The organism is Streptomyces sp. JL2001 (genome assembly GCF_050917515.1).
Taxonomy (GTDB): Bacteria; Actinomycetota; Actinomycetes; order Streptomycetales; family Streptomycetaceae; genus Streptomyces.
In genome coordinates, this window is sequence record NZ_CP169421.1 from 4,804,125 (window position 1) to 4,825,444 (window position 21,320).

Sequence of the window (21,320 nt, forward strand, 5' to 3'; positions counted from 1 at the left end):
CGATGAGCGCCCCGAACGGCACGAAGCCGGCCGCCGCGGCCGGGGACGACACCGCGTCCCGCGCGACCGTGACACCCCCCGCCGTCGCGGCGGGCGGCCCGGTCCCCGGCCCCCGCAAGGGCTCCGGGGGCCCGGCCGGCCGGCCCCGCACCACCGCCGGCCCCCGCTCCCGGTCCGGCTGGACCCCCTGGCTCTACCTGCTCCCCGCGCTCGTCGTCCTCGGCGGGCTCCTGGTCTACCCCATCTACCAGCTCGGGCTGATCTCCTTCCTGGAGTACACCCAGGCCCAGGTCAGCGGCGGCGCCCCGACCTCCTTCCAGGGCTTCGGCAACTACACGGCCCTCTTCTCCGACCCCCAGTTCTGGCAGGTCCTCCTCGCCACGGTCCTGTTCGCCGCCGCCTGCGTCGTCACCACGCTCGCCGTCGGCTGCGCCCTCGCGGTGCTCCTGACCCGCGTCCGGGCCGTGCCGCGCCTCACCCTGATGCTGGCCGCGCTCGGCGCCTGGGCCACCCCCGCCGTCACCGGCTCCACCGTCTGGGTCTTCCTCTTCGACCCCGACTTCGGACCGGTGAACCGGGTCCTCGGCCTCGGCGACTTCTCCTGGACGTACGGGCGCTACAGCGCCTTCGCGCTCGTCCTCCTCGAGGTCGTGTGGTGCTCGTTCCCGTTCGTCATGGTCACCGTCTACGCCGGCATCAAGGCCATCCCGTCCGAGGTCCTGGAGGCCGCCGCCCTCGACGGCGCCTCGCAGTGGCGGATCTGGCGCTCGGTCACGGCACCGATGCTCCGGCCCATCCTGGTCGTCGTCACGATCCAGTCGGTCATCTGGGACTTCAAGGTCTTCACCCAGATCTACGTGATGACGGGCGGCGGCGGCATCGCCGGCCAGAACCTCGTCCTCAACGTGTACGCGTACCAGAAGGCGTTCGCCTCGTCCCAGTACAGCCTGGGCTCCGCGATCGGCGTCGTCATGCTGCTGATCCTGCTCGCCGTCACGCTGGTCCACCTCCGCCTGATGCGACGCCAGGGAGAAGAACTGTGAGCGCACCGCACCTCCGGCTGCCCCGCCGCCCCGGACGGCTCGCGGCGGAGGCGGCCGCCCTGCTCGTCGCGGCCGCCGTGGCCTTCCCGCTCTACTGGATGGTGCTCTCGGCCCTCAAGCCCGCCGGCGAGATCCAGTCGACGCACCCGAGGCCGTGGACCCTGTCCCCGTCCCTCGACTCCTTCCGGCGCGTCTTCGAGCAGCAGGACCTCGGCCGGTACTTCCTCAACTCGCTCGTCGTCGCGAGCTCCGTCGTCCTCGCCTCCGCACTCATCGCCTTCCTGGCCGCCACGGCCGTGACCCGTTTCCGGTTCCGCTTCCGGACGACGCTCCTCATCATGTTCCTGGTCGCCCAGATGGTGCCGATCGAGGCGCTGACGATCCCGCTGTTCTTCCTGATGCGGGACCTCGGCCAGCTCAACACGCTGGGGTCGCTGATCCTGCCGCACATCGCGTTCTCCCTCCCGTTCGCGATCTGGATGCTGCGCGGTTTCGTGAAGGCCGTCCCGGAGGCCCTGGAGGAACAGGCCCAGATCGACGGGGCGAGCCGCACCCGGTTCCTGTGGCAGATCCTCTTCCCGCTGGTCTTCCCCGGGCTCGTGGCCACGAGCGTCTTCTCGTTCATCTCGACCTGGAACGACTTCCTCTTCGCCAAGTCGTTCCTCATCAGCGACACCTCGCAGTCCACGCTGCCGATGGCGCTGCTGGTCTTCTTCAAGCCCGACGAGAACGACTGGGGCGGAATCATGGCGGGATCGACCGTGATGACGATCCCGGTGCTCGTCTTCTTCGTCCTCGTCCAGCGCCGGCTGGTCTCGGGACTGGGCGGCGCCGTGAAGGACTGACAGGAAGGGACGCGTCCGCGTCCCCCGCCGTCCCCGCGCCCGTTCGCCCCCGCGCCCCGGCCGCCCCGTGGGCCACGCCCCGCCTCGAAAGGCCGATGCCATGCACGACGACCACCAGCCGCCCCTGATCCCCGCGCCCTCCCACGTCGGCACGCCCCGGACCGCGCCCGGCCGGATCGCGCTGGACGCCGGTACCCCGCTCGACGCCGGACCCGGCACCGAGGGCGTGGCCCGGTGGCTGCGCTCCGCCCTCGGCGCGGCCACCGGCCTGCCGTTCGCCCCCGGCGGCGGACCGCGCGCCGTCCGGCTGCGCGTCGACCCCGGGATCGAACGGGCCTCGGGACCCGAGGGCTACCGGCTGTCGACCGACGGCTCCGTCGAGGACGCCGCCGTCCTCGTCGAGGGCGGCAGCGCCGCCGGCGTGTTCTGGGGCGTCCAGACGCTCCGTCAACTGCTCGGGCCCGACGCGTACCGCAAGGCGCCGGCCGGCCCCCACGGGCGGGTCTGGGACCTGCCCCGGCTCACCGTCACCGACGCCCCCCGCTTCCGCTGGCGCGGGCTCATGCTCGACGTCTCCCGGCACTTCATGCCGAAGGACGACGTCCTGCGCCAGCTCGACCTCCTCGCCGCCCACAAGCTCAACGTCTTCCACTTCCACCTCACCGACGACCAGGGCTGGCGCATCGAGATCCGACGCCACCCCCGGCTCACCGAGATCGGCTCCTGGCGGGCGCGCACGAAATGGGGCCACCGGGCGTCGCCGCTGTGGAACGAGACGCCGCACGGCGGCTTCTACACCCAGGACGACATCCGCGAGATCGTCGCGTACGCCGCCGAGCGGCACATCTCCGTCGTCCCCGAGATCGACGTCCCCGGCCACTCGCAGGCCGCCATCGCCGCGTACCCCGAACTCGGCAACAGCGACGTCGTCGACACGGCCTCCCTCGCCGTCTGGGACACCTGGGGCGTCAACCCGAACGTCCTGGCCCCCTCCGAGACCACCCTGCGCTTCTACGAGGGCGTCTTCGAGGAGGTCCTCGACCTCTTCCCGTCGACCTTCGTCCACATCGGCGGCGACGAGTGCCCCAAGGACCAGTGGCGGCGGTCCCCGGCCGCCCAGGCCCGCATCGCCGAACTCGGGCTCGCCGACGAGGACGAGCTCCAGTCCTGGTTCGTCCGCCACTTCGACCGCTGGCTCGCCGACCGCGGCCGCCGCCTCATCGGCTGGGACGAGATCCTGGAGGGCGGCCTGGCCCCCGGCGCCGCGGTGTCCTCCTGGCGCGGCTACGCGGGCGGCATCGCCGCGGCCGAGGCCGGCCACGACGTCGTCATGTGCCCCGAGCAGCACGTGTACCTGGACCACCGGCAGGCGCCGGGCGACGACGAGCCGATGCCCATCGGGTACGTGCGCACCCTGGAGGACGTCTACCGCTTCGAGCCCGTACCGGCGGGCCTCTCGCCCGAGGCCGTCGCCCACGTCCTCGGCACCCAGGCCAACGTCTGGACCGAGGTCATGGAGAACCGGGCCCGCGTCGACTACCAGGTCTTCCCGCGCCTCGCCGCCTTCGCCGAGGTCGCCTGGTCGGCGCTGCCCGCGCCCGCCGACCGCGACTTCGCGGACTTCGAGCGGCGCATGGCCGCCCACTACCGGCGCCTGGACGCCCTCGGCGTGGACTACCGCCCGCCCGCCGGCCCCTCGCCCCGACAGCGGCGCCCCGGCGTGCCGGGGCGGCCCATCGACGGGGCGCCCCCGAACGTGTGAGGCTCCCCGGGCAGCCCTTCACCCAACGGCGGCAAAACGGATGTTCCACTCCCTGGCGGACGTCCTGGACGGAACCGTCCTTCGCGGACCCTCGCGTCGGACGGGTCGGAAGATGTGCCAGAGTTGCCACGTCCGGGCTGTGTGCACGTACGGTACGGCCACACAGGCGCGACAGCCGGGGACGAGTCGGGGACCGCCGGGGACACCGGGAAGGGGCAGCGGGTTGACCACGCACGCACCACAGACGGCGCAGTCCGTGACGCTGCCCGCCTCGCTCGACGAGGCCGTGGCGGCGCTCACCGCCATGCCCGCGGCCGTGCCCGTCGCGGGCGGCACGGACCTGATGGCGGCCGTCAACAAGGGCCAGCTCAGGCCGGCCGGACTCGTCGGCCTCAGCCGGATCAACGAGCTCCGCGGCTGGCAGTACCAGGACGGCCACGCCCTGCTCGGCGCGGGCCTCACCCACTCCCGGATGGGCCGGCCCGACTTCGCCGCCCTGATCCCCGCCCTGGCCGCCGCCGCGCGGGCCGCCGGCCCGCCCCAGATCCGCAACGCGGGCACCCTCGGCGGCAACATCGTCACCGCGGCCCCCGCCGGCGACTCGCTGCCCGTCCTGGCCGCCCTGGAGGCCGACCTGGTCGTCATGGGCCCGCTGGGCACGCGCGAGATCCCCGTCTCCCACCTGCTGGCCGGCCGCGACCTGCTGGCACCCGGCGAGCTGGTCGCCTTCGTGCGGGTGCCGCTGCTGCACGCCCCCCAGGTCTTCCTGAAGGCCACCGGCCGCACCGGCCCCGCCCGCGCCACCGCCTCCGTCGCCGTCGTGCTCGACCCCGCCCGACGCGGGGTGCGCTGCGCGGTGGGGGCGATCGCGCCGATGCCGCTGCGCCCGCTGGAGGCGGAGCACTGGATCGCCACCCTGGTGGACTGGGACGGGGACCGGGGCCTCGCACCGGAGGCGCTGACGGCGTTCGGCGAGTACGTCGCCGCCGCCTGCATCCCCGACCCGCCGGGCGACGAGCAGCTGCCGCCCGCCGTACTGCACCTGCGGCGCACGGTCGCCGCGCTGGCCCGACGGGCACTGGGGAGGGCGCTGTCGTGAGCAACGACCGGCACAGCAACGAGCACCACGACGGCGGGGACGAGTACGGGGGCGGCTGGCAGCCGATCCCGCAGAGCGAGGGCTACGACGGCGAGGCCACGGCCTTCGTGCAGCTGCCGCCCGACTTCATGCTCGACGGCGTCCCGCTGGAGGCGCCCGGCCACGGCTACGTACCGCCGATGATCACGCCGCTGGTGCCCCTGAACCCCGACCCGGGGGCGACGGGCCAGTGGAACTTCACCACCGACGCCCCCGAGGCGCCGTCCGAGCCGGAGCGTGACCCGCAGGCGACGGGTCAGTGGAACTTCACCACCGATGCCCCCGAGGCGCCGTCCGAGCCGGAGCGTGACCCGCAGGCGACGGGTCAGTGGAGCTTCCCCGAGGCGGCCGAGGCCGAGTCGGCGTCCACCGGACAGTGGCGCATCCCGGTCGTCTCGGACTCCTCGGACGAATCCGGCGAGTACACGGCGTCGATGCTCGCGCAGTACGCGAGCAGCGCGCCCGCGACCCTGCCGGGCGGCGCCCCCGCCCCCTGGGCCGTGCCGGACGCGGACGCGGCGGAGCCGGAGAACGCACCCGGACACGCGCCGGACCCCGCCCCCGAGCACGTCGAGGAGCACACCACCGACCCGGCGGAGCGCCCGGACGGCCCGGAGGGCCTCACGGTCGAGCCCGCGGCGGAGTTCGCACCCGAGCCCGCGGCCGAACCGTCGTACACCGAGGAGCCCGCCTTCCCGGACGACGCCACCGCCGCCCTCCCCACCACCAGCAGCGCGGACAGCGACGAGCACCCGCACACCTCGTACACCCTGCGCGTCAACGGCGCCGACCGGCCCGTCACGGACTCGTGGATCGGCGAGTCCCTGCTCTACGTCCTGCGCGAGCGCCTCGGCCTGGCCGGGGCCAAGGACGGCTGCTCGCAGGGCGAGTGCGGCGCGTGCAACGTGCAGGTCGACGGCCGGCTCGTCGCCTCCTGCCTCGTCCCCGCGGCGACCGCGGCCGGCAGCGAGGTGCGCACCGTCGAGGGCCTCGCCACCGACGGCGAACCCTCCGACGTCCAGCGCGCCCTGGCCCGCTGCGGCGCCGTCCAGTGCGGCTTCTGCATCCCCGGCATGGCCATGACCGTCCACGACCTGCTGGAGGGCAACCACGCCCCCACCGAGCTGGAGGCCCGCCAGGCCCTCTGCGGCAACCTGTGCCGCTGCTCGGGCTACCGCGGCGTCCTCGACGCCGTGCAGGAGGTCGTCGCCGAGCGCGGGGCCGCCGCGGCGGCCGAGTCGACCGACGAGGCGCGCATCCCGCACCAGATCCCCCACCCGCACGACGGAGGCATGGCGTGAGCATCGACGCGACCACCGCCACCACCACGGCGCCCGACCCCCAGCAGGAGCTCCCGCCGCACGGTCTCGGCGCCTCGCTCCCGCCGTCCGACGCCCGGGCCAAGGCCGAGGGCACGTTCCCGTACGCCTCGGACCTCTGGGCCGAGGGACTGCTGTGGGCCGCGCTGCTGCGCTCGCCCCACCCGCACGCCCGGATCATCTCCGTCGACACCACGGCCGCCGCCGAGATGCCCGGCGTCCGCGCCGTGGTCACCCACGCCGACGTCCCGGGAGCGGCGACCTACGGCCGCACCGTCGCGGACCGGCCGGTCTTCGCCTCCGACCTCGTACGCCACCACGGCGAGGCCATCGCCGCAGTCGCCGCCGACCACCCGGACACGGCACGCCTCGCCGCCGCCGCCATCGCCGTCGAGTACGAGGTCCTCGAACCCGTCACCGACCCCGAGAAGGCCTTCGCGGCCGAGGCGCTGCACCCGGACGGCAACCTCATCCGCCACATCCCGCTGCGCTTCGGCGACGCGGAGGCGGCCGGCGAGGTCGTCGTCGAGGGCCTGTACCGGATCGGCCGCCAGGACCCGGCACCGATCGGCGCCGAAGCCGGACTCGCCGTCCCGCGCCCCGACGGCGGCGTCGAGATCTACACCGCCTCCACCGACCCGCACACCGACCGCGACCTCGCCGCCGCCTGCTTCGGCCTCTCCCCGGACCAGGTCAAGGTCGTCGTCACCGGCGTCCCGGGCGCCACCGGCGACCGCGAGGACCCCGGCTTCCAGATCCCGCTCGGCCTGCTCGCCCTGCGCACCGGCTGCCCCGTCAAGCTCAGCGCTACGCGCGAGGAATCCTTCCTCGGCCACGCCCACCGCCACCCCACCCTGCTGCGCTACCGCCACCACGCCGACGCCGAAGGCCGGCTGGTGAAGGTCGAGGCACAGATCCTGCTCGACGCGGGCGCGTACGCCGACGCCTCGTCCGAGTCCCTGGCCGCCGCCGTCTCCTTCGCCTGCGGCCCCTACGTCGTCCCGCACGCCTTCATCGAGGGCTGGGCCGTCCGCACGAACAACCCGCCGTCCGGCCACGTCCGCGGCGAGGGCGCGCTGCAGGTCTGCGCCGCCTACGAGGCGCAGATGGACAAGCTCGCCTCGAAACTCGGCATGGACCCGGCCGACCTCCGCCTGCGCAACGCCCTGGCGACCGGCGACATCCTGCCCACCGGCCAGACCGTCACCTGCCCCGCACCCGTGGCCGAACTCCTCTCCGCCGTACGGGACTTCCCGCTCCCCGCCCTGCCCAAGGACTCTCCCGAGGACGACTGGCTGCTGCCGGGCGGCCCGGAGGGCGCGGGCGAACCGGGAGCGGTGCGCCGCGGCGTCGGCTACGCCCTGGGCATGGTCCACATGCTCGGCGCCGAAGGGACGGACGAGGTCTCGACCGCGACCGTCAAGGTCCACGACGGGGTCGCGACCGTCATCTGCGCGGCGGTCGAGACGGGTTCCGGCTTCTCGACCCTGGCGCGCCAGATCGTCCAGGAGACCCTCGGCATCGAGGAGGTCCACGTCGCCTCGGTCGACACGGACCAGCCCCCGGCCGGCCCCGCGACCCACGGCCGGCACACCTGGGTCTCGGGCGGCGCCGTCGAGCGCGCGGCGAAGATGGTCCGCACCCAGCTTCTCCAGCCGCTGGCCCACAAGTTCGGCATGTCCACCGAACTCCTCCAGATCACCGACGGCAAGATCACCTCGTACGACGGCATCCTGTCCATGACGGTCGCGGAGGCCATGGACGGCAAGGAACTCTGGGCCACCGCCCAGTGCCGCCCGCACCCCACCGAGCCGCTCGACGAGTCGGGCCAGGGCGACGCCTTCGTCGGCCTCGCCTTCTGCGCCATCCGCGCGGTGGTGGACGTCGACGTGGAGCTGGGCTCGATCCGCGTCGTGGAGATGGCGGTCGCCCAGGACGTCGGCCGCGTCCTCAACCCGGCCCAGCTCGCCACCCGCATCGAGGCCGGCGTCACCCAGGGCGTCGGCGCGGCCCTCACGGAGAACCTCCGCACGGCCCGCGGCCTGGTCCGTCACCCCGACCTGACGGGCTACGCACTCCCGACATCCCTGGACGCCCCGGACATTCGCATCGTGAAACTCGTCGAGGAGCGCGACGTCGTGGCCCCCTTCGGCGCCAAGGCGGCGAGCGCGGTCCCGGTGGTCACGGCCCCCGCGGCGGTGGCTTCAGCAGTGCGCGCCGCGACCGGACGCCCCGTCAACCGCCTCCCGATCAGGCCGCAGGCGGCGGTTGCCGTACCCAATTCGTAACCATGTGATCCGCGTTGCTTGTGCAACCGGGAGGTGCGTCCTGACACTCCTTCTCGGTACAGTGAACTCCTAGGCTCGACTCGGCCTTTGCTGGTTGTCGGTACACGGGGGAGGGTGGTGCACATGCTGGCACCGATGGCGGACGGAGGAGGCGGCGCGTACATGCGCGCCGTGGCCTACAACTCCGAATCCATGCTGGAGTTCAAGAAGGGGATCGACGAGCTGATCGTCTCGCTGACCGAATCCCCCGCGGGCACGAAGAACATGGCGGCGGACCCGGTCTCCCGCAGCCAGTTCGGTGGTGGCGGAGGCGCGTGGATCGAGGCGTCCGGCATCTTCTCCTCGTACGACAACGTGCTCAGGGAGCTGACCAAGCTCTCGGGTCTGCTGGGCGACTGCCTCGAAGGCATGGGGATCGCCGTGACGATGTCGAAGGACGGCTTCGAGCAGACGGACGACGACATCCGCCGGCGGATGCTGGCGATCAGTCAGCGCACGCAGACCGCAAAGGAAGAGGCCGACAAGGCCGCGGGCCGCACCACGGGCACGACGGACGGCTCCGGGACGGCGCAGCCGGGCAGCGAGACGACGACGGGCGACGGTTCGCTCGGCTAGTCCGCGGACACGGACTTCGAGGACGACGGGGACACGGGGAAGAGGCGACAGATGATCCCATCAGACGGCGGCGGAGGCGGCAGCGCGACCAACTTCCGTTCCATGTCACACGAGCAGATGCTGGCGTGGCTGGACGAGGCCAGCAGCTTCTACGTCCAGGACGCGGCCGACCGCCTGACGAAGGCGGCGACCAAGATGCGCGACATCGCCAAGACCCTTCGCGACCGCCCGGGCCGGGTGGAGTGGAAGGGCGAGGCGGAGAAGGCGTTCATGGAGTGGGCGGACAGCCTGGCCAGCAGCACGCACAGCCTCGCCGACTACAGCGACGACGCGTCGTTCTGGATGAGCCAGGCGTCGGACGCGATCGCCCTGGCGCAGAGCGCCATCCCCCGGTACACCTCCCACGCGCAGGCAAAGGAGAACCTGGAGGCGGCGCGGAAGTTCCACAACGACCCCGACTCCCAGCAGATCGCGGCCAACGCCCGCTCCCAGATGGCGGACGTCGAGGGGAAGGCCCTGACGCCGGAGGAGGTCGCACAGCGCCTCGCGGCGAAGGCGGAGGCGAACCGGCAGGCGGCCGCCGACGAGATGGAGAAGCTGTCGGGGTCGTACCAGTGGTCCGACCACCAGATGCAGAACCTGGTGGTGCCGACGCTGCCGCCGCCGCCGGCTGCGTTTGTGCCTGAGGACGTCGGCGCTAAGGACGGGCAGTCGACATACTTCGGGTCCACGTCAAGCGGCGATGGTCGACCTTCGGCGGACTCGGGCATTGCTACCACGCGCTCTCAGGACGGCCGAGCGACACCCGATGCGAGCATTGTTCCTCCGTCAGGTGACAAGACCGGACCGACTCATGTAGTCCGCCCCGAGGTTCCTGCTGATCTTGGGATCGACAGTGTCGGGACCCTGCCGCCTCCGACGACGACCGCTCCTCCGCAGACTTCGGTGACGCCGCCCGTCAGCAAGCCTGACGGCTTCACGCCTCCGATGACCACGCTGCCCGGGCAGATCCCGCCGGCAGTGACGGGTGGTACCCGGGCTAACACGCCTCCCATGGCCTCGCGTGCACCGGTGGGCCCTGGTCGCACGGGCCCCGGAACCACCGGACCTCTCGGGATGCCGCGCGAGGGCATCAGTGGCGGACGCGCGGTTCCTCCCAACAGTGGTCGGGCGACGACGGGCATCCCGCGCAGCACCGTGATCGGTACTGAGCGGGGCACGGGCCCGAACTCGGGCATGGGGCGCGGCCCCATGGGCGGAATGGGCGGTACTCATCCCATGGGCGGGCAGAACGGCATCAGCGGCGGACGTCGCCTCGCCGTCGAGACCGGCGGCGTCGTCGGCGCCCGTCCGCAGCAGCCCGGCGCTGCCGGCTCTCGTCCCTTCACGCCCGGAGGCTCCGGCCTGGTGCGTGGTGGTGCGCAGGGCGAGTCCGGCCATGGCGCCGGCCAGACCGGGCGAGGCGGCATGATGCACGGCGGCTCGCAGGCTGCCGGATCCCGCCGTGACGAACGTAATGGAGAGCGCCCGGACTACCTCGTCGAGGACGAGGAGACCTGGCAGCAGGGTGGCCGGCCTGTCGCCCCGCCCGTCATCGACTGAGTCAGAGGAAGTAAATGCGCGCCAGCAGTATTCGTTGGGGTAGTGGTCGGTCTGTCGCATCGGCCGCCTTGGGGATGCTGCTGGTGGGCATTGCATCCGTTCCTGCCCATGCCGAGTCCGTCCGGGCTCAGCAGTGGCACCTCGACACCATGAAGGCCGAAGAGATCTGGGCCATCAGCAAGGGCGAAGGCGTCACTGTCGCGGTTATCGACAGTGGTGTGGACAAGTCCAACCCTGACTTGCGTGGCAGGGTGCTGGCGGGCAAGAACCTTGCGCCCGACAAAGCTGGTGACGAGTTCACCGATTACACGGGGCACGGAACCGGTATGGCTGGCCTCATCGCCGGTACCGGCGAGAGGGACGGAGGGAACGGTGCCTTCGGGTTGGCCCCCTCTGTCAAGATTCTTCCGATTCGAGTGCCAGGCTCAGACCGGGGAAATCAGAATCAGCAGGATGCCAATGATGACTTCAACAGGTACATGCCTGAGGCGATCCGTTTCGCTGCAGATTCCGGTGCCAAGGTAATCAGCATCTCTCAGGGTGCCACGGCAGGCTCGCAGGAACTCACGGACGCCGTGAAGTACGCATTGGGCAAGGGTAAATTGGTCTTTGCCTCCGTAGGTAACAGTGCTGGTCAGGGCAATCTGGTTGAGTACCCAGGTGCGACCCCTGGTGTAGTCGGTGTCGGGTCTATCGACAAGAAGCTGACACGATCGAAAACCTCTCAGTACGGCTCTCAAGTCGACCTGGTGGCGCCTGGAGAGGACACGATCCACGCTTGCGGGGGAGGCACGGGGCTATGCAAGACGACCGGCACCAGTGACGCCACCGCCCTCGCCTCCGCCGCCGCCGCCCTCGTCTGGTCCAAGCACCCCGACTGGACCAACAACCAGGTGCTCAAGGCGATGCTCAACACCATCGCCGGTCCAAACACCGGCGAGAAGCGCAACGACTTCATCGGCTACGGCGCCATCCGGCCCCTCCGGGCGCTGAAGACCCCGGGTGACGTCGGGCCCGCCGACGTCCGGCCCATTCCCGACCTCGACGCCGCCGGCAGTGCGTCACCGTCCGCCGCGCCCTCCGCGTCCGCGTCGGCCTCGAAGGCTCCCGCGCCCGGGCCCGTTGCGCAGGCGGAGAGTGACGAGGGTGGGAACACCGGCCTCTGGATCGGTCTCGGGATCGGCGCCGCCGTCCTCATCGGCGCGGCCGTGGCCGTTCCGGTGATGCGTTCCCGGCGGAGCTGATCATCGGGTCATGGTCGGTGTCATAGCCCTCTTCTTCGTTCTCGCGGCCGTCTTCGTCGTCCTCGGGTGTGTCGACCAGCGGCGCCTGTACTGGCGCCTCAGCGCCTGGCGGTATCGCGATCCCGCGGCCAACGAGCCTTCGGACGCGGCGAATCGGGTGGGACGGTTCGCCGCGCTCCTCCTCGCCGGTGTGTGGGTCTTCGCCGGGTGCCGGGCGATGGACTTCGCCGACGGCGACTCGTGGACGCGGGAGGAGATGCGGACCGTCGTCGTGGCCGCCGCCGAGACGATCGAGGCCGACGCCCATCCGTCCGGTGCGACCGATTCGATGCTCACGGAGGCGCTGCGGGACGCCTCGGAGGGCGAAGGCCCGTACTACCGGCTTGACGTGAGCACGGCGGACGCCCGGGAGGGTGAGGGCGACCGTTTCCAAGTGAGCACCACCGACGGGGAGTTCCCCTTCTGTCTCGCCTTCACGAAGAAGGAGTCGGGCGGGTTCGCCGTGCCCGGGGCCGACGGTTCCACCACGGTCGTGCCCGAGTACGACCTCACCTCGTCGGTCGACGAGGGCACCTGCTGAGCGCCAACCGAAACGAATTCGCAGCGATCACCGGAACGGAAGATCATGTCGTTCGACGAAGAGTGGGCAAGCGCACGAGCCAGCGCGGTACAGCATCAGGAAACCCGCATGAGACTCAACGGGATCCCGCCCGAGGACGGTGCGACGGGCAAGAAGCTGCACGTCGACTCGTCGGAGCTGCGCGGCAGAGCGGGCAAGGCCGACATCGTGCGAACGGACTTCGCCAAGGCCGACAACGATGCAGCCAAGGAGACGGGGCAGATCCAGGCCGGTCTCAAGGGCTTCAGGTCCGGGCCCGCCTTCAAGACGTTCTCCACGCGGTGGGAATCGCAGATGAAGTACGTCGACGGTCTGCTGCTGAACGGTGTCGCGGGGAAGCTCCGCGAGTCCGCCGCCGAGTTCGACGCCCGTGAGCGGACCGAGAAGGCGCGGCACAGCAAGGACGACGGCAAGGCCGGCAACGACTCCAACCGCAATCTCGCCTGAGCGATCGAGGAGATCCTGGATCCATGCTCGACTACAAGACCCTTCTCGATGCCGATCTCGACGCGCTGTCGGAGGCGGTGGGGAAGTGGAGCAAGCTCCCGGAGGAGTTCCGGAAGGCCGGCAGACTCTACGACAACACGGTCGAGAAGGGGCTCGCCGAGTCCGACTGGAAGGGTGAGACCCGCGATGCCGCGCTTGAGCAGGTCTCCCTCGTCGGCAAGCAGATAACGGCCGCGTCCGACGAGGCGGCGGACGTGCACCGGCTGCTGAGGGACGCCTACGACGTCTTCTCCGAGGCGCAGTCCAAGCTCAAGACGATCAGGTCGGACGTCGAGAAGGACAAGAACCTCTCGATCAAGCCGGACGGCGAGGTCTGGTTCGACCCGCCGGCGGACACTCCGACCGAGCACCTGGCGTCCATGAACAAGGGGTACCAGGAGACGATCCAGGCGTACCGGACGAGCATCCGCAACCAGGTGACGGCCGCGCAGGAGGCGGACGACATCCTCTACTGGGCGCTGAGCCAGGACTACAACGGCCGCGGCAAGGGCTTCGACTCGAACACGTACGACAGCCTGAAGGGCGCCAGGGAGGGCAAGGCGCAGGCCGACAAGGACCGCGACGCGCTGACCGAGCTCGCCAACGTCAAGCGGCCGTACACCCTCGACGAGATCAAGAAGATCAACGGTCTCCTGTCGAAGCACGAGGGCGACCCGTACTTCGCCGAGCAGTTCGCCACCGGCCTGGGGCCGAAGAAGACGCTCGAGTTCTGGACCCGGATCGCCGATCGTCAGCAGTTCGGCGACGACATGACCAAGGAGTCGGCCAAGATCCAGAAGAGCCTGGGGTACACCCTGGCCACCGCCTCGCACTCCGACAGCAAGGCGATGGAGGAGTGGAAGAAGGGGATGATCGACCTCGGCGGCAAGCGCGTCGACATGGTCGACATGAACATGGGGACGATGACCAAGGGGCCGTACGGCTACCAGGTCATGAGCAGCCTCATGCGCAACGGCGAGTACGAGAAGGACTTCCTGCACGACTACGGCAAGAGCCTGATCGACTTCGAGAAGGACCACAAGGGCACCGATCCCAAGAAGCTCTGGCAGCCCGACGGCTACGAGACGTTCCTGAACTTCGGCGCCGGCACGGACCACGGTCTCGACCCCATGGCCGGCTACATGGAGGCGCTGGGGCACAATCCCGACGCCGCGAAGGAGTTCTTCGGCGCCAAGGGCTGGGAGAGCTCGGGCAAGGACCCGGACGACATGGATCCGGAGCTCAAGTACCTGATGGAGGACCGCAAGTGGCCGGACATGCCCAACAACAAGGGCAGTGACGACTTCGACGAGCTCGGGCACGCCATCGAGGCGGCGACCCTGGGCGTTCCGTACGACCAGCCGGACCTCGGTCTCCGCCGTGACGACATGACGGCGAACGTCGCCGAGCAGGTGATGGTGTACGTGGGCGACCAGCCGAAATACCTGGACGACCACAAGGGCATGGCCGACAGCCTCGCCAAGATGGGCGCGGGGTACATCGACGACCTCAACTGGGCCTCGTCCAACTTCGGCAACGCCTACACGGGCCAGGATCTGCGGGACTCCGCCTTCGGCCACGACGGGCCGGGGCACATCGACCTGTCGCACGACACGGCGGCCTCCTTCCTCGCCGTCGCGGGCGGGGACGAGGACGGGTACAAGATCCTCTCCATGGCCCAGCAGGAGTACACGGCCAGCGGCCTGCGCGCGCACCCCGAGCCGAACGGCGAGGTCGCACAGGTCATCGAGACGGGCGCCAAGATGCACGGCATGCTCGACCAGGCCCGGGCCAACGACATCCACGCCCACTACGGGGAGGCCACGAAGGCGGCGGAGCAGAAGCTCGCCGAGGCCGCGGAGTGGAAGAAGTTCGGCGTCGGCGCCGCCGTGGCGGTGGGCGTCGGGGCCGTGGCCCTCCCCTTCGCCGGCGCGGCGGCGGGCGGCGCGGCCGTGGCCGCCTTCGCCGTCCCCCAGGTGGCAGGGGCGGTCGCCGGTGCCGGCATGACCCAGTTCGGCATCGACATCAACCGGGAGCTGGAGAAGAACGGCCCCGACTTCTCGGTGCAGGAGCACATGAAGCTCCGGGAGTACGCGGAGCTGGGTTCGGCCCGCGCGGTGACGCCGATGGACGCCTACATCGCCGCCAACAACCTCGACGGCACCGAGTGGGCGCGGAAGATACACAGCGGCGTGGAGGGCAAGTACAACGACGGCGGGGACGCCGTCAACCGTGTCACCCCGGACCCGAAGGGATGACGGCGCGGCGGCACACCCCCCGGCGATCCCGTCTGCTCGTCGGGGGTCTCGTGCTCGTGCTCGCGTCGGCCGGTTGCGGAGGCGCCGGCGAGGAGGCCGGGTCCGGGAAGGACACCGTGCCCGCGGCCCGGGTGTGCGGGGGGCTGTCGGCCAGGTCCGCACAGGCGCTGGAGCAGATCTCCGAGACGAAGGCGTTCACGTACCGCTCCCACGGGACGGCGCCGACGCTCAAGGGTCTCCTCCACGATCCCGAGCGCCGGGGCGGCGGTGAGCTGACCGAGTGTGTGATCGAGCCGGACGTCGCCGACCCCGACGAGAGCCCGTCGAAGATGACCGTGCTCTTCGAGGAGGTCGAGAGCCTGCCGGCGCCGCAGCCCGCGGAGGTCGCGCTGGCCCGCCTTCCGGTCGGGCTGCGCGCCTACGGCGACTCCGGGAGCGCCGAGCTGTGGTTCGCCTGCGAGGTGCCCGGGGTCGGCAAGCCCCTCGTCCACGCGCAGCTCGTCTACGGACCGCGCCCGAGGGAGAAGAGCCCCAAGGAGGCGAACGTCCGGGTCCTGCAGGATCTCGCCCGCCGGTACGCCGTCGCGTTGGGCTGTCCCGACGCCGGTGGTGTGCCGGCCTACTGAGGCCGAGGGAACGCCGGCGGACGTGACCGGCGGTCACCCCGGGCGGGCGCGGTGCCCCCGCACCCGCCCGGGGAGCGCCGTCGGTCCGGCCGCGGTCCCCCGGCGCGAACGCCGTCAGGCCTTGCCGAACACCGGCATGGCGAGCACCCGGCCGCCGCGGTCCACGAAGACGCGGTTGCCGTCGCTCGCCATGGCGTACGGGCCCTCGCGCTTCATGGTCAGGGTGAAGAGCCAGTCATGGGTCTTCTTGTCGACGACCCGCACGTAGTCCTCGTCCGGGCCGGGGAGCCAGGCCGTCGTGCCCTCGACGGCCGGGGCCGTCACGGTGCTGCCCACGCCTTCCAGGACCTCGTACCAGTCCGTGGTCGGGGACTTGCTGTTGACGAGGGTGCCGTAGCGGTAGGCGTTGTAGCTGTCCACCGCGTAGACGCGATCCTCGTCGACCGTCGGGCTGCCCCAGCCCACGCCGGCGTTCCTGGAGCGCTCGTCGGCGCTCTCGGTCCACACGACGTCGCCCTTGTCCAGCTTGCGCGCGGTCAGGGAGGAGCCGCCGAGGTACACGGTGTCGTCCGAGATCGCCGGGACCGGGCCGTTCGTGCCCTGGCTCTTCACGCTCCACCTGGTCGTGCCCGTCGCGGTGTCCACGCAGGTCACCTGGCCGGTCCGGTCGTGCACGACCAGCCGGCCGCCGCCCGCCGCCGCCCGTGCCGGGATCGCCGAGCGGGGGGACGGCATCGGGCGGGACCAGGTGACGGCGGGGTTCCAGGCGTCGACGGCGCGCAGTTCGTTGCCGGCGGTGATCAGATAGACGTGGGTGGCGTCGGCCGCCAGCAGGTGGTCGGCGTCGGCGTCCGTCGACCAGACGTGCCGGCCCGTGGACGCGACGAAGGCGTGCACGGCCCGCTCGTCGTCCACGGCCACGACCAGCCGGTCGGCGACGGAGACGAATCCCGCGTCGGCGTCGATGTCCTTCGCCCGCCACCGCTCCTTGCCGTCCGTGACGGACAGGGCGAGCAGCCCGCCCGTCTTGGCCTGGACGATCACCACGTCGCGGACGGGCAGCGGGACCTGTCCGTTCGCCGCGGTCACGTCGAGCGGCCCCCACAACGCGGCCGGTGCCTCACCCGGCTTGACGTCGATCAGCGAGAGGAACGCGGCCGCGGGGGTCGGGACGGCCTGCGGCACGTCGTGCGTCGGGCTCCGCTCCTCCCGGGTCAGCCACCAGGCCGCGCCGCCGCCCCCCGCCGCGAGCACACCCGCGCCCGCCGCGGCCAGGCCCAGGAAGCGCCGCCGGGTCGGGGTGCCCGGCACGACCGTGTGCCCGGACGCGGTGAGCCGCTTGGTCGCGGCCTCGCGGCGGGCGATGTCCTCGGCGAGGGGGCCCTTGCGCCAGGCGCGGACGGCGCCCTTCGGCGGTGCGAAGGCGGCGGCGATCTGCGTCGGCGCCGGCCGCAGCGCCGGGTCCTTGGCCAGGCAGGGTCCGATCAGGTCCCGCAACGCCGGCGGGACCCCGTCCAGGTCGGGCGTCCCGTGCACGACCTCGTACTGGACGGCGGCCACGTGCGTCGCGTCGAAGGCGCGCCGGCCGCTCGCCGCGAAGACCAGGACAGCGCCGAGCGAGAAGACGTCCGACGCCGGGCCGACGCGTTGGCCGAGGACCTGCTCGGGGGCGCCGTAGCCGGGTGTGACGGGGATCTGGCCCGTCGTCGTCAGCGTCAGGCCGTGCTCCGGGCGGGCGATGCCGAAGTCGATGACGCGGGGGCCCGAGGACGTCAGCACGATGTTCGCGGGCTTGAGGTCGCGGTGGACCAGGCCGGCCGCGTGGATGTCGTGCAGCGTGCGGGAGAGGTAGTGGGCCAGGGCACGGACCGTGGGCTCGTCCATCGGCCCGTAGGTGCGGACCGCCTCGTCCAGGGTCGGGCCGGCCAGGAACTCGGCGGCGATCCAGGGCCGTCCGCCCTCGGTCTGCGCGTCCAGGACCCGCGCCACGCCCTTGCCGGTGACGGCGCGGGCCATCTCCGCCTCGCGGACGAAGCGTTGGGCGAGGTGCCGGTCGTGGGCGAGGTCGGGGCGGAGCACCTTCACGGCGGCGGGACGGCCGGAGCCGTCCCGGCCGAAGTACACCTTGCCCATGCCGCCCTCGCCGAGGACGCCGAGGAGGCGGTACGGGCCGAGCCGGAGCGGGTCGCCGGTGGCGAGGGACTGCATGGTCACTGCGTTGCCTTCTGCTTCGAAGTCGTCCGGTGGGGAAGTCGGCCGCCCGGCGTGGTCCGGCGGCCCGGGGGCGGGTCACGCCAGCGGCAACGCGACCACCGACGTCTCGCCGGCGCCGAAGATCCGCGTCCGCTGCCTGTCCACCAGATAGCGGGTGGCGTCGGTGGGGAAGACCCAGGCCGACTGCCGGGTGCCCAGGTCGATCGCGTTCAGGCCGCCGTTGACCGGGGCGTACACGTACGCCTTCCCCACCACCGGCCGGGCGCCGAGCACCGGAGTGAGGTCGCGGGTGGGCGGCTTCTCCTCCCACAGCCGCCGGCCGGTGCCGGCGTTCACGCAGATCAGGCCGCGGTCGCCCTCGGTGGCGTAGACGGCGTCGCCGGAGACGGCCGGCACGCCGTAGAGCGTCTTCGCCCTGCCGGTCTCCCAGGCGAGGCCGCCGTCGCCGATGCGCACGGCGCGCAGCTTCTGCCCCCCGAGGTACACGTGCCGGCCGTCCAGGGTGAGTTCACCCGGGATGAGGGAGTAGTCCTCGTCGGCCATGGGGAAGCTCCGCTGCCACAGCGGCCGGCCGGTCCGCAGGTCCAGGGCCTCCAGCCGGAAGGTGCTGAAGTCGCCGCTGCGCCGCCCGATGATCAGCCGGCTGCCGGAGATCTGCGCGAGGAACCGGCGCACCCCCTCGTGGGAGACGGGCCGCCGCCAGGCCTCCTTGGCGGTACGGAGATCGATGCCGACGAGGTGACGGTTCCGCTCCCGTTCGTCGAGGCTGTCGTCCCCCTTGCCCAGTCGGCTGTACGCGACGACCATTCCGGCGCCGGCCGTCAGCAGGTACGTGCTGAGCGCGGAGCCGTCGAATCCCTTGAGATGGACGGGGCGTGCGGCCTCGGCACCGTCCCGGGGGCGGAAGGTGCGGATCGCCAGCCCGTTCTCGAAGTCGATGTTCTGCGAGTCGTAGTAGTACGTGCCGTCGGTGGTCACCTGCTGCGGTTCGATGGCCAGGTTGTCCTCCCAGAGCTGCCGGCCGGTCTTCGGATCCAGCACCCGGAAGGAGGCCGTCTCCTCGAAGCCGACGACGTCGCCCGCGAGCATCGGGAAGGTCATCTGGTCGCGGTCGTAGGAGTCGACCTGCCAGAGCGGCCGCGGCGAACCGTCCGAGCCGTTCGGGGCCGGCGTGGTCGTCGTCGCCGTCGGGCCGGGCGTGCCCCCGCCCTGGCCTCCGCCGCCGTCACGGGACGACAGCCAGGCCCAGGCCCCGACGCCCGCTCCGGCCACGCCCAGCACGGAGCCGCCGGCCGTGGTGAGCAGGCGGCGGCGGGACGGGCCGGAGCCGGGCGCCGTCGGGGTGAGCGCCGAGTCCGCGGGGGGCGGCAGCCGGTACGGCTGGTGCAGCCAGACGTCCGTGGCACGGCGCGCGATGTCGGCCAGGACGAGCGGCGGGAGGTGGTCCGCGAAGTCGCCGTGGCCGTCGTGGAGACGCGCGGCCAGCTCGGCCGTGGTGGGGCGGGCCGCCGGGTCCTTGGCCAGGCAGTCCGCCAGCAGGGGCGCCAGGTCCGGCGGGACGCCGCCGAGGTCGGGATCGGCATAGCGGACGCGGTAGAGCAGGTCCGCCGGGGAGCCGGTGCCGAACGGGCCGTGGCCGGCGGCCGCGAACAGCAGGACGCCGGCGAGCGCGAAGACGTCGCCGGCCGGGGTGTGCTCCTGGCCGCCCGCCTGCTCGGGCGACATGAAGGCGGGGGTGCCGGCCGCCGCGCCCGTACGGGTCAGCCGGTCGTCGCCGGCCGCGCGGGCGATGCCGAAGTCGATGATCTTCGGCCCGTAGGCGGTGACCAGCACGTTGGACGGCTTCAGGTCACGGTGGACGACGTCCGAGGAGTGGAGCTGGCCGAGTGCCCCGGCCAGCGCCGCGCCCAGGGCGCGCACCGAGGGTTCCGGCAGCGGGCCGCACAGCGAGACGGCGTCGTCGAGCGGCGGCCCGAGGACGTACTCGGTGGCCAGCCAGGGCGTCTCGGCCCGCGGATCCGCGTCGAAGACGGCCGCGCCGTGCCGGGCGCCGATGATGCGGGCCGCGTCCGTCTCCAGTTGGAAGCGGGTGCGGAAGTCGGCCTCGGTGGCGAGCCGGGCGTGCATGGTCTTCAGCGCGACCGTGCGGCCGCCGGGCGAGCGGGCCAGGTAGACCGTGCCCATGCCGCCGGAGCCCAGGCGGGCGAGGAGGCGGTACGCGGCGATCGCGACCGGGTCGTCGTGGGTGAGGGGTGACAGCATCGGCTAGTTCCCGGGCAGTTCGGCGGCGAGTATCTCGGACGACTGGCGGGCGAGCGCCGCCACGAGCCGGCCGGGCAGCCAGCCGGGACTCAGCAGCGACGCCGCCGAGCCGAGGACCGTCTCGTGCGGGGTCGGCGGCGCCAGGTCGGCGAGCAGGGCCGCGGCGGTCGGTCGGGCCGCCGCGTCGCGGGTGAGACAGGCGGACACGAACGGGCGCAGGGCGGGCGGGAGTTCGGAGCGTTCCGGCACGGTGTGCCCGGTGGCGGCGTACGCGAGGACCGCGCCGAGCGCGTAGACGTCGCCCGCCGGCCGGGGCCGTCCGCCCGCCGTCTGTTCCGGTGCCAGGGTGCCGGGTTCGAGACCGGGCAGTCCGGCCCGCGGCTCTCCCTCCGGCGCCGCCGCGCGGACCGCGCCGAAGCAGCCGAGCCGCGGTCCGTCGGCCGCGAGGAGGACGGCGGAGGGCGAGACACCGGCGTGCGTGACGCCCTGCGCGTGGGCGGCGGCCAGGGTCTCGGCGAGCGCGGTGCCGACGGCCCGGACCGTTTCCTCCGGCAACGGCCCGCCGTGGACGGCGAGGGCGACGGGCAGCGGGAGCGCGGGCAGGTAGGGCGTCGCGTACCAGGGGGAGGCGTGGGTGTCGGACACCTCGGTCACCGGGGCGATCCAGGGGCCGAGCAGCCGCTGCCCCGCCTGTGCCTCCGCCAGGAAGCGCGCGGGATCGGCGCCGGGCAGCGGGGCGTTGAGCAGCACCGTACGGCCGCCGTCGGCGTTGCGGGCGACGAACCGGCGGCAGGGCGTGTGGCCTTGGGGCAGATCGAGACGGGTGATCAGCCGGTACGGGCCGATCCGCCGCGCGGACTCCTCGTGCGGGCGCGGCCGTTCCACGTGCGAAACCCCCCTGTCGTTCGCCCTGCCGGTTACGAGGGCAACAGGAGCCTACTCAAGGGGAAGGAGGGGACTGGCGGCGGTGGGGGAGGGGCCCTGTGGAGAGGGCGCGGG

Annotated in this window: 16 protein-coding genes; 13 read left to right on the top strand and 3 right to left on the bottom strand. The window is 72.3% G+C overall.

What is annotated here, in order from left to right; all coding sequences use genetic code 11:
• The first annotated feature begins 2 nt into the window (after positions 1-2).
• The 13 genes from ACE1OA_RS21400 (at position 3) to ACE1OA_RS21460 (ending at position 15,845) form a co-directional block, all read left to right on the top strand.
• Positions 3-1,043 (top strand): carbohydrate ABC transporter permease, encoded by a 1,041-nt coding sequence (locus ACE1OA_RS21400; RefSeq protein WP_384866870.1) that lies wholly within the window; start codon positions 3-5, stop codon positions 1,041-1,043.
• Complete coding sequence (locus tag ACE1OA_RS21405; protein WP_356604978.1) at positions 1,040-1,888, top strand: carbohydrate ABC transporter permease; 849 nt, start codon at positions 1,040-1,042, stop codon at positions 1,886-1,888. Before ACE1OA_RS21400 ends, ACE1OA_RS21405 begins: the two co-directional genes overlap by 4 nt.
• A 100-nt stretch (positions 1,889-1,988) precedes the next feature.
• Positions 1,989-3,650: a beta-N-acetylhexosaminidase gene (locus tag ACE1OA_RS21410; RefSeq protein WP_432753222.1), complete on the top strand. Its 1,662-nt coding sequence runs from the start codon at positions 1,989-1,991 to the stop codon at positions 3,648-3,650.
• Positions 3,651-3,873: 223 nt separating this feature from the next.
• A complete protein-coding gene (locus ACE1OA_RS21415; protein ID WP_356604974.1) occupies positions 3,874-4,749 on the top strand; it encodes an FAD binding domain-containing protein in 876 nt (291 codons plus the stop codon).
• Positions 4,746-6,089, top strand: a complete 1,344-nt coding sequence (locus ACE1OA_RS21420; protein ID WP_432753223.1) for a 2Fe-2S iron-sulfur cluster-binding protein — start codon at positions 4,746-4,748, stop codon at positions 6,087-6,089. Before ACE1OA_RS21415 ends, ACE1OA_RS21420 begins: the two co-directional genes overlap by 4 nt.
• Entirely contained in the window at positions 6,086-8,395 is a 2,310-nt protein-coding gene (locus ACE1OA_RS21425) for a xanthine dehydrogenase family protein molybdopterin-binding subunit (protein ID WP_384866862.1), read from the top strand. The genes ACE1OA_RS21420 and ACE1OA_RS21425 overlap by 4 nt, the downstream gene beginning before the upstream one ends.
• Positions 8,396-8,530: 135 nt before the next feature.
• Positions 8,531-9,010, top strand: coding sequence for a hypothetical protein (locus ACE1OA_RS21430; protein ID WP_356604970.1), 480 nt, complete (start codon positions 8,531-8,533; stop codon positions 9,008-9,010).
• Between the two features lie 102 nt (positions 9,011-9,112).
• The gene (locus ACE1OA_RS21435; protein ID WP_386543373.1) at positions 9,113-10,612 is read left to right on the top strand and encodes a hypothetical protein; all 1,500 of its coding nucleotides are present in this window, start codon (positions 9,113-9,115) and stop codon (positions 10,610-10,612) included.
• Positions 10,613-10,626: 14 nt separating this feature from the next.
• Complete coding sequence (gene mycP / locus ACE1OA_RS21440) at positions 10,627-11,856, top strand: type VII secretion-associated serine protease mycosin (RefSeq protein WP_432753224.1); 1,230 nt, start codon at positions 10,627-10,629, stop codon at positions 11,854-11,856.
• A 10-nt stretch (positions 11,857-11,866) separates the two neighbouring features.
• Positions 11,867-12,436, top strand: a complete 570-nt coding sequence (locus ACE1OA_RS21445) for a hypothetical protein (RefSeq protein WP_356604964.1) — start codon at positions 11,867-11,869, stop codon at positions 12,434-12,436.
• A 108-nt stretch (positions 12,437-12,544) separates the two neighbouring features.
• On the top strand, positions 12,545-12,922 hold the full coding sequence (locus ACE1OA_RS21450; protein ID WP_356604962.1) for a hypothetical protein: 378 nt from the start codon (positions 12,545-12,547) through the stop codon (positions 12,920-12,922).
• Positions 12,923-12,945: 23 nt separating this feature from the next.
• Entirely contained in the window at positions 12,946-15,219 is a 2,274-nt protein-coding gene (locus ACE1OA_RS21455) for a DUF6571 family protein (RefSeq protein WP_432753225.1), read from the top strand.
• A 50-nt stretch (positions 15,220-15,269) separates the two neighbouring features.
• Entirely contained in the window at positions 15,270-15,845 is a 576-nt protein-coding gene (locus ACE1OA_RS21460) for a hypothetical protein (RefSeq protein WP_432753226.1), read from the top strand.
• A 114-nt stretch (positions 15,846-15,959) separates the two neighbouring features.
• On the opposite strand, the gene ACE1OA_RS21465 is transcribed toward ACE1OA_RS21460, so the two are convergent.
• The 3 genes from ACE1OA_RS21465 to ACE1OA_RS21475 all read right to left on the bottom strand — a co-directional run bounded on the left by ACE1OA_RS21465 (position 15,960) and on the right by ACE1OA_RS21475 (position 21,206).
• A complete protein-coding gene (locus ACE1OA_RS21465; protein ID WP_386543389.1) occupies positions 15,960-18,053 on the bottom strand; it encodes a protein kinase domain-containing protein in 2,094 nt (697 codons plus the stop codon).
• 81 nt (positions 18,054-18,134) lie between these two features.
• Positions 18,135-20,321 (bottom strand): protein kinase domain-containing protein, encoded by a 2,187-nt coding sequence (locus ACE1OA_RS21470; RefSeq protein WP_432753227.1) that lies wholly within the window; start codon positions 20,319-20,321, stop codon positions 18,135-18,137.
• Between the two features lie 3 nt (positions 20,322-20,324).
• Entirely contained in the window at positions 20,325-21,206 is an 882-nt protein-coding gene (locus ACE1OA_RS21475) for a serine/threonine protein kinase (RefSeq protein WP_432753228.1), read from the bottom strand.
• Positions 21,207-21,320 lie beyond the last annotated feature (114 nt).

What these genes read in the sequence shown, in the direction of transcription:
- ACE1OA_RS21465 (WP_386543389.1), bottom strand. Translation starts at nt 18,053, where the DNA reads ATGCAGTCCCTCGCCACCGGCGACCCGCTCCGGCTCGGCCCGTACCGC.
- ACE1OA_RS21445 (WP_356604964.1), top strand. Translation starts at nt 11,867, where the DNA reads ATGGTCGGTGTCATAGCCCTCTTCTTCGTTCTCGCGGCCGTCTTCGTC.
- ACE1OA_RS21450 (WP_356604962.1), top strand. Translation starts at nt 12,545, where the DNA reads ATGAGACTCAACGGGATCCCGCCCGAGGACGGTGCGACGGGCAAGAAG.
- ACE1OA_RS21470 (WP_432753227.1), bottom strand. Translation starts at nt 20,321, where the DNA reads ATGCTGTCACCCCTCACCCACGACGACCCGGTCGCGATCGCCGCGTAC.
- ACE1OA_RS21410 (WP_432753222.1), top strand. Translation starts at nt 1,989, where the DNA reads ATGCACGACGACCACCAGCCGCCCCTGATCCCCGCGCCCTCCCACGTC.
- mycP (WP_432753224.1), top strand. Translation starts at nt 10,627, where the DNA reads ATGCGCGCCAGCAGTATTCGTTGGGGTAGTGGTCGGTCTGTCGCATCG.
- ACE1OA_RS21400 (WP_384866870.1), top strand. Translation starts at nt 3, where the DNA reads ATGAGCGCCCCGAACGGCACGAAGCCGGCCGCCGCGGCCGGGGACGAC.
- ACE1OA_RS21435 (WP_386543373.1), top strand. Translation starts at nt 9,113, where the DNA reads ATGTCACACGAGCAGATGCTGGCGTGGCTGGACGAGGCCAGCAGCTTC.
- ACE1OA_RS21455 (WP_432753225.1), top strand. Translation starts at nt 12,946, where the DNA reads ATGCTCGACTACAAGACCCTTCTCGATGCCGATCTCGACGCGCTGTCG.
- ACE1OA_RS21430 (WP_356604970.1), top strand. Translation starts at nt 8,531, where the DNA reads ATGGCGGACGGAGGAGGCGGCGCGTACATGCGCGCCGTGGCCTACAAC.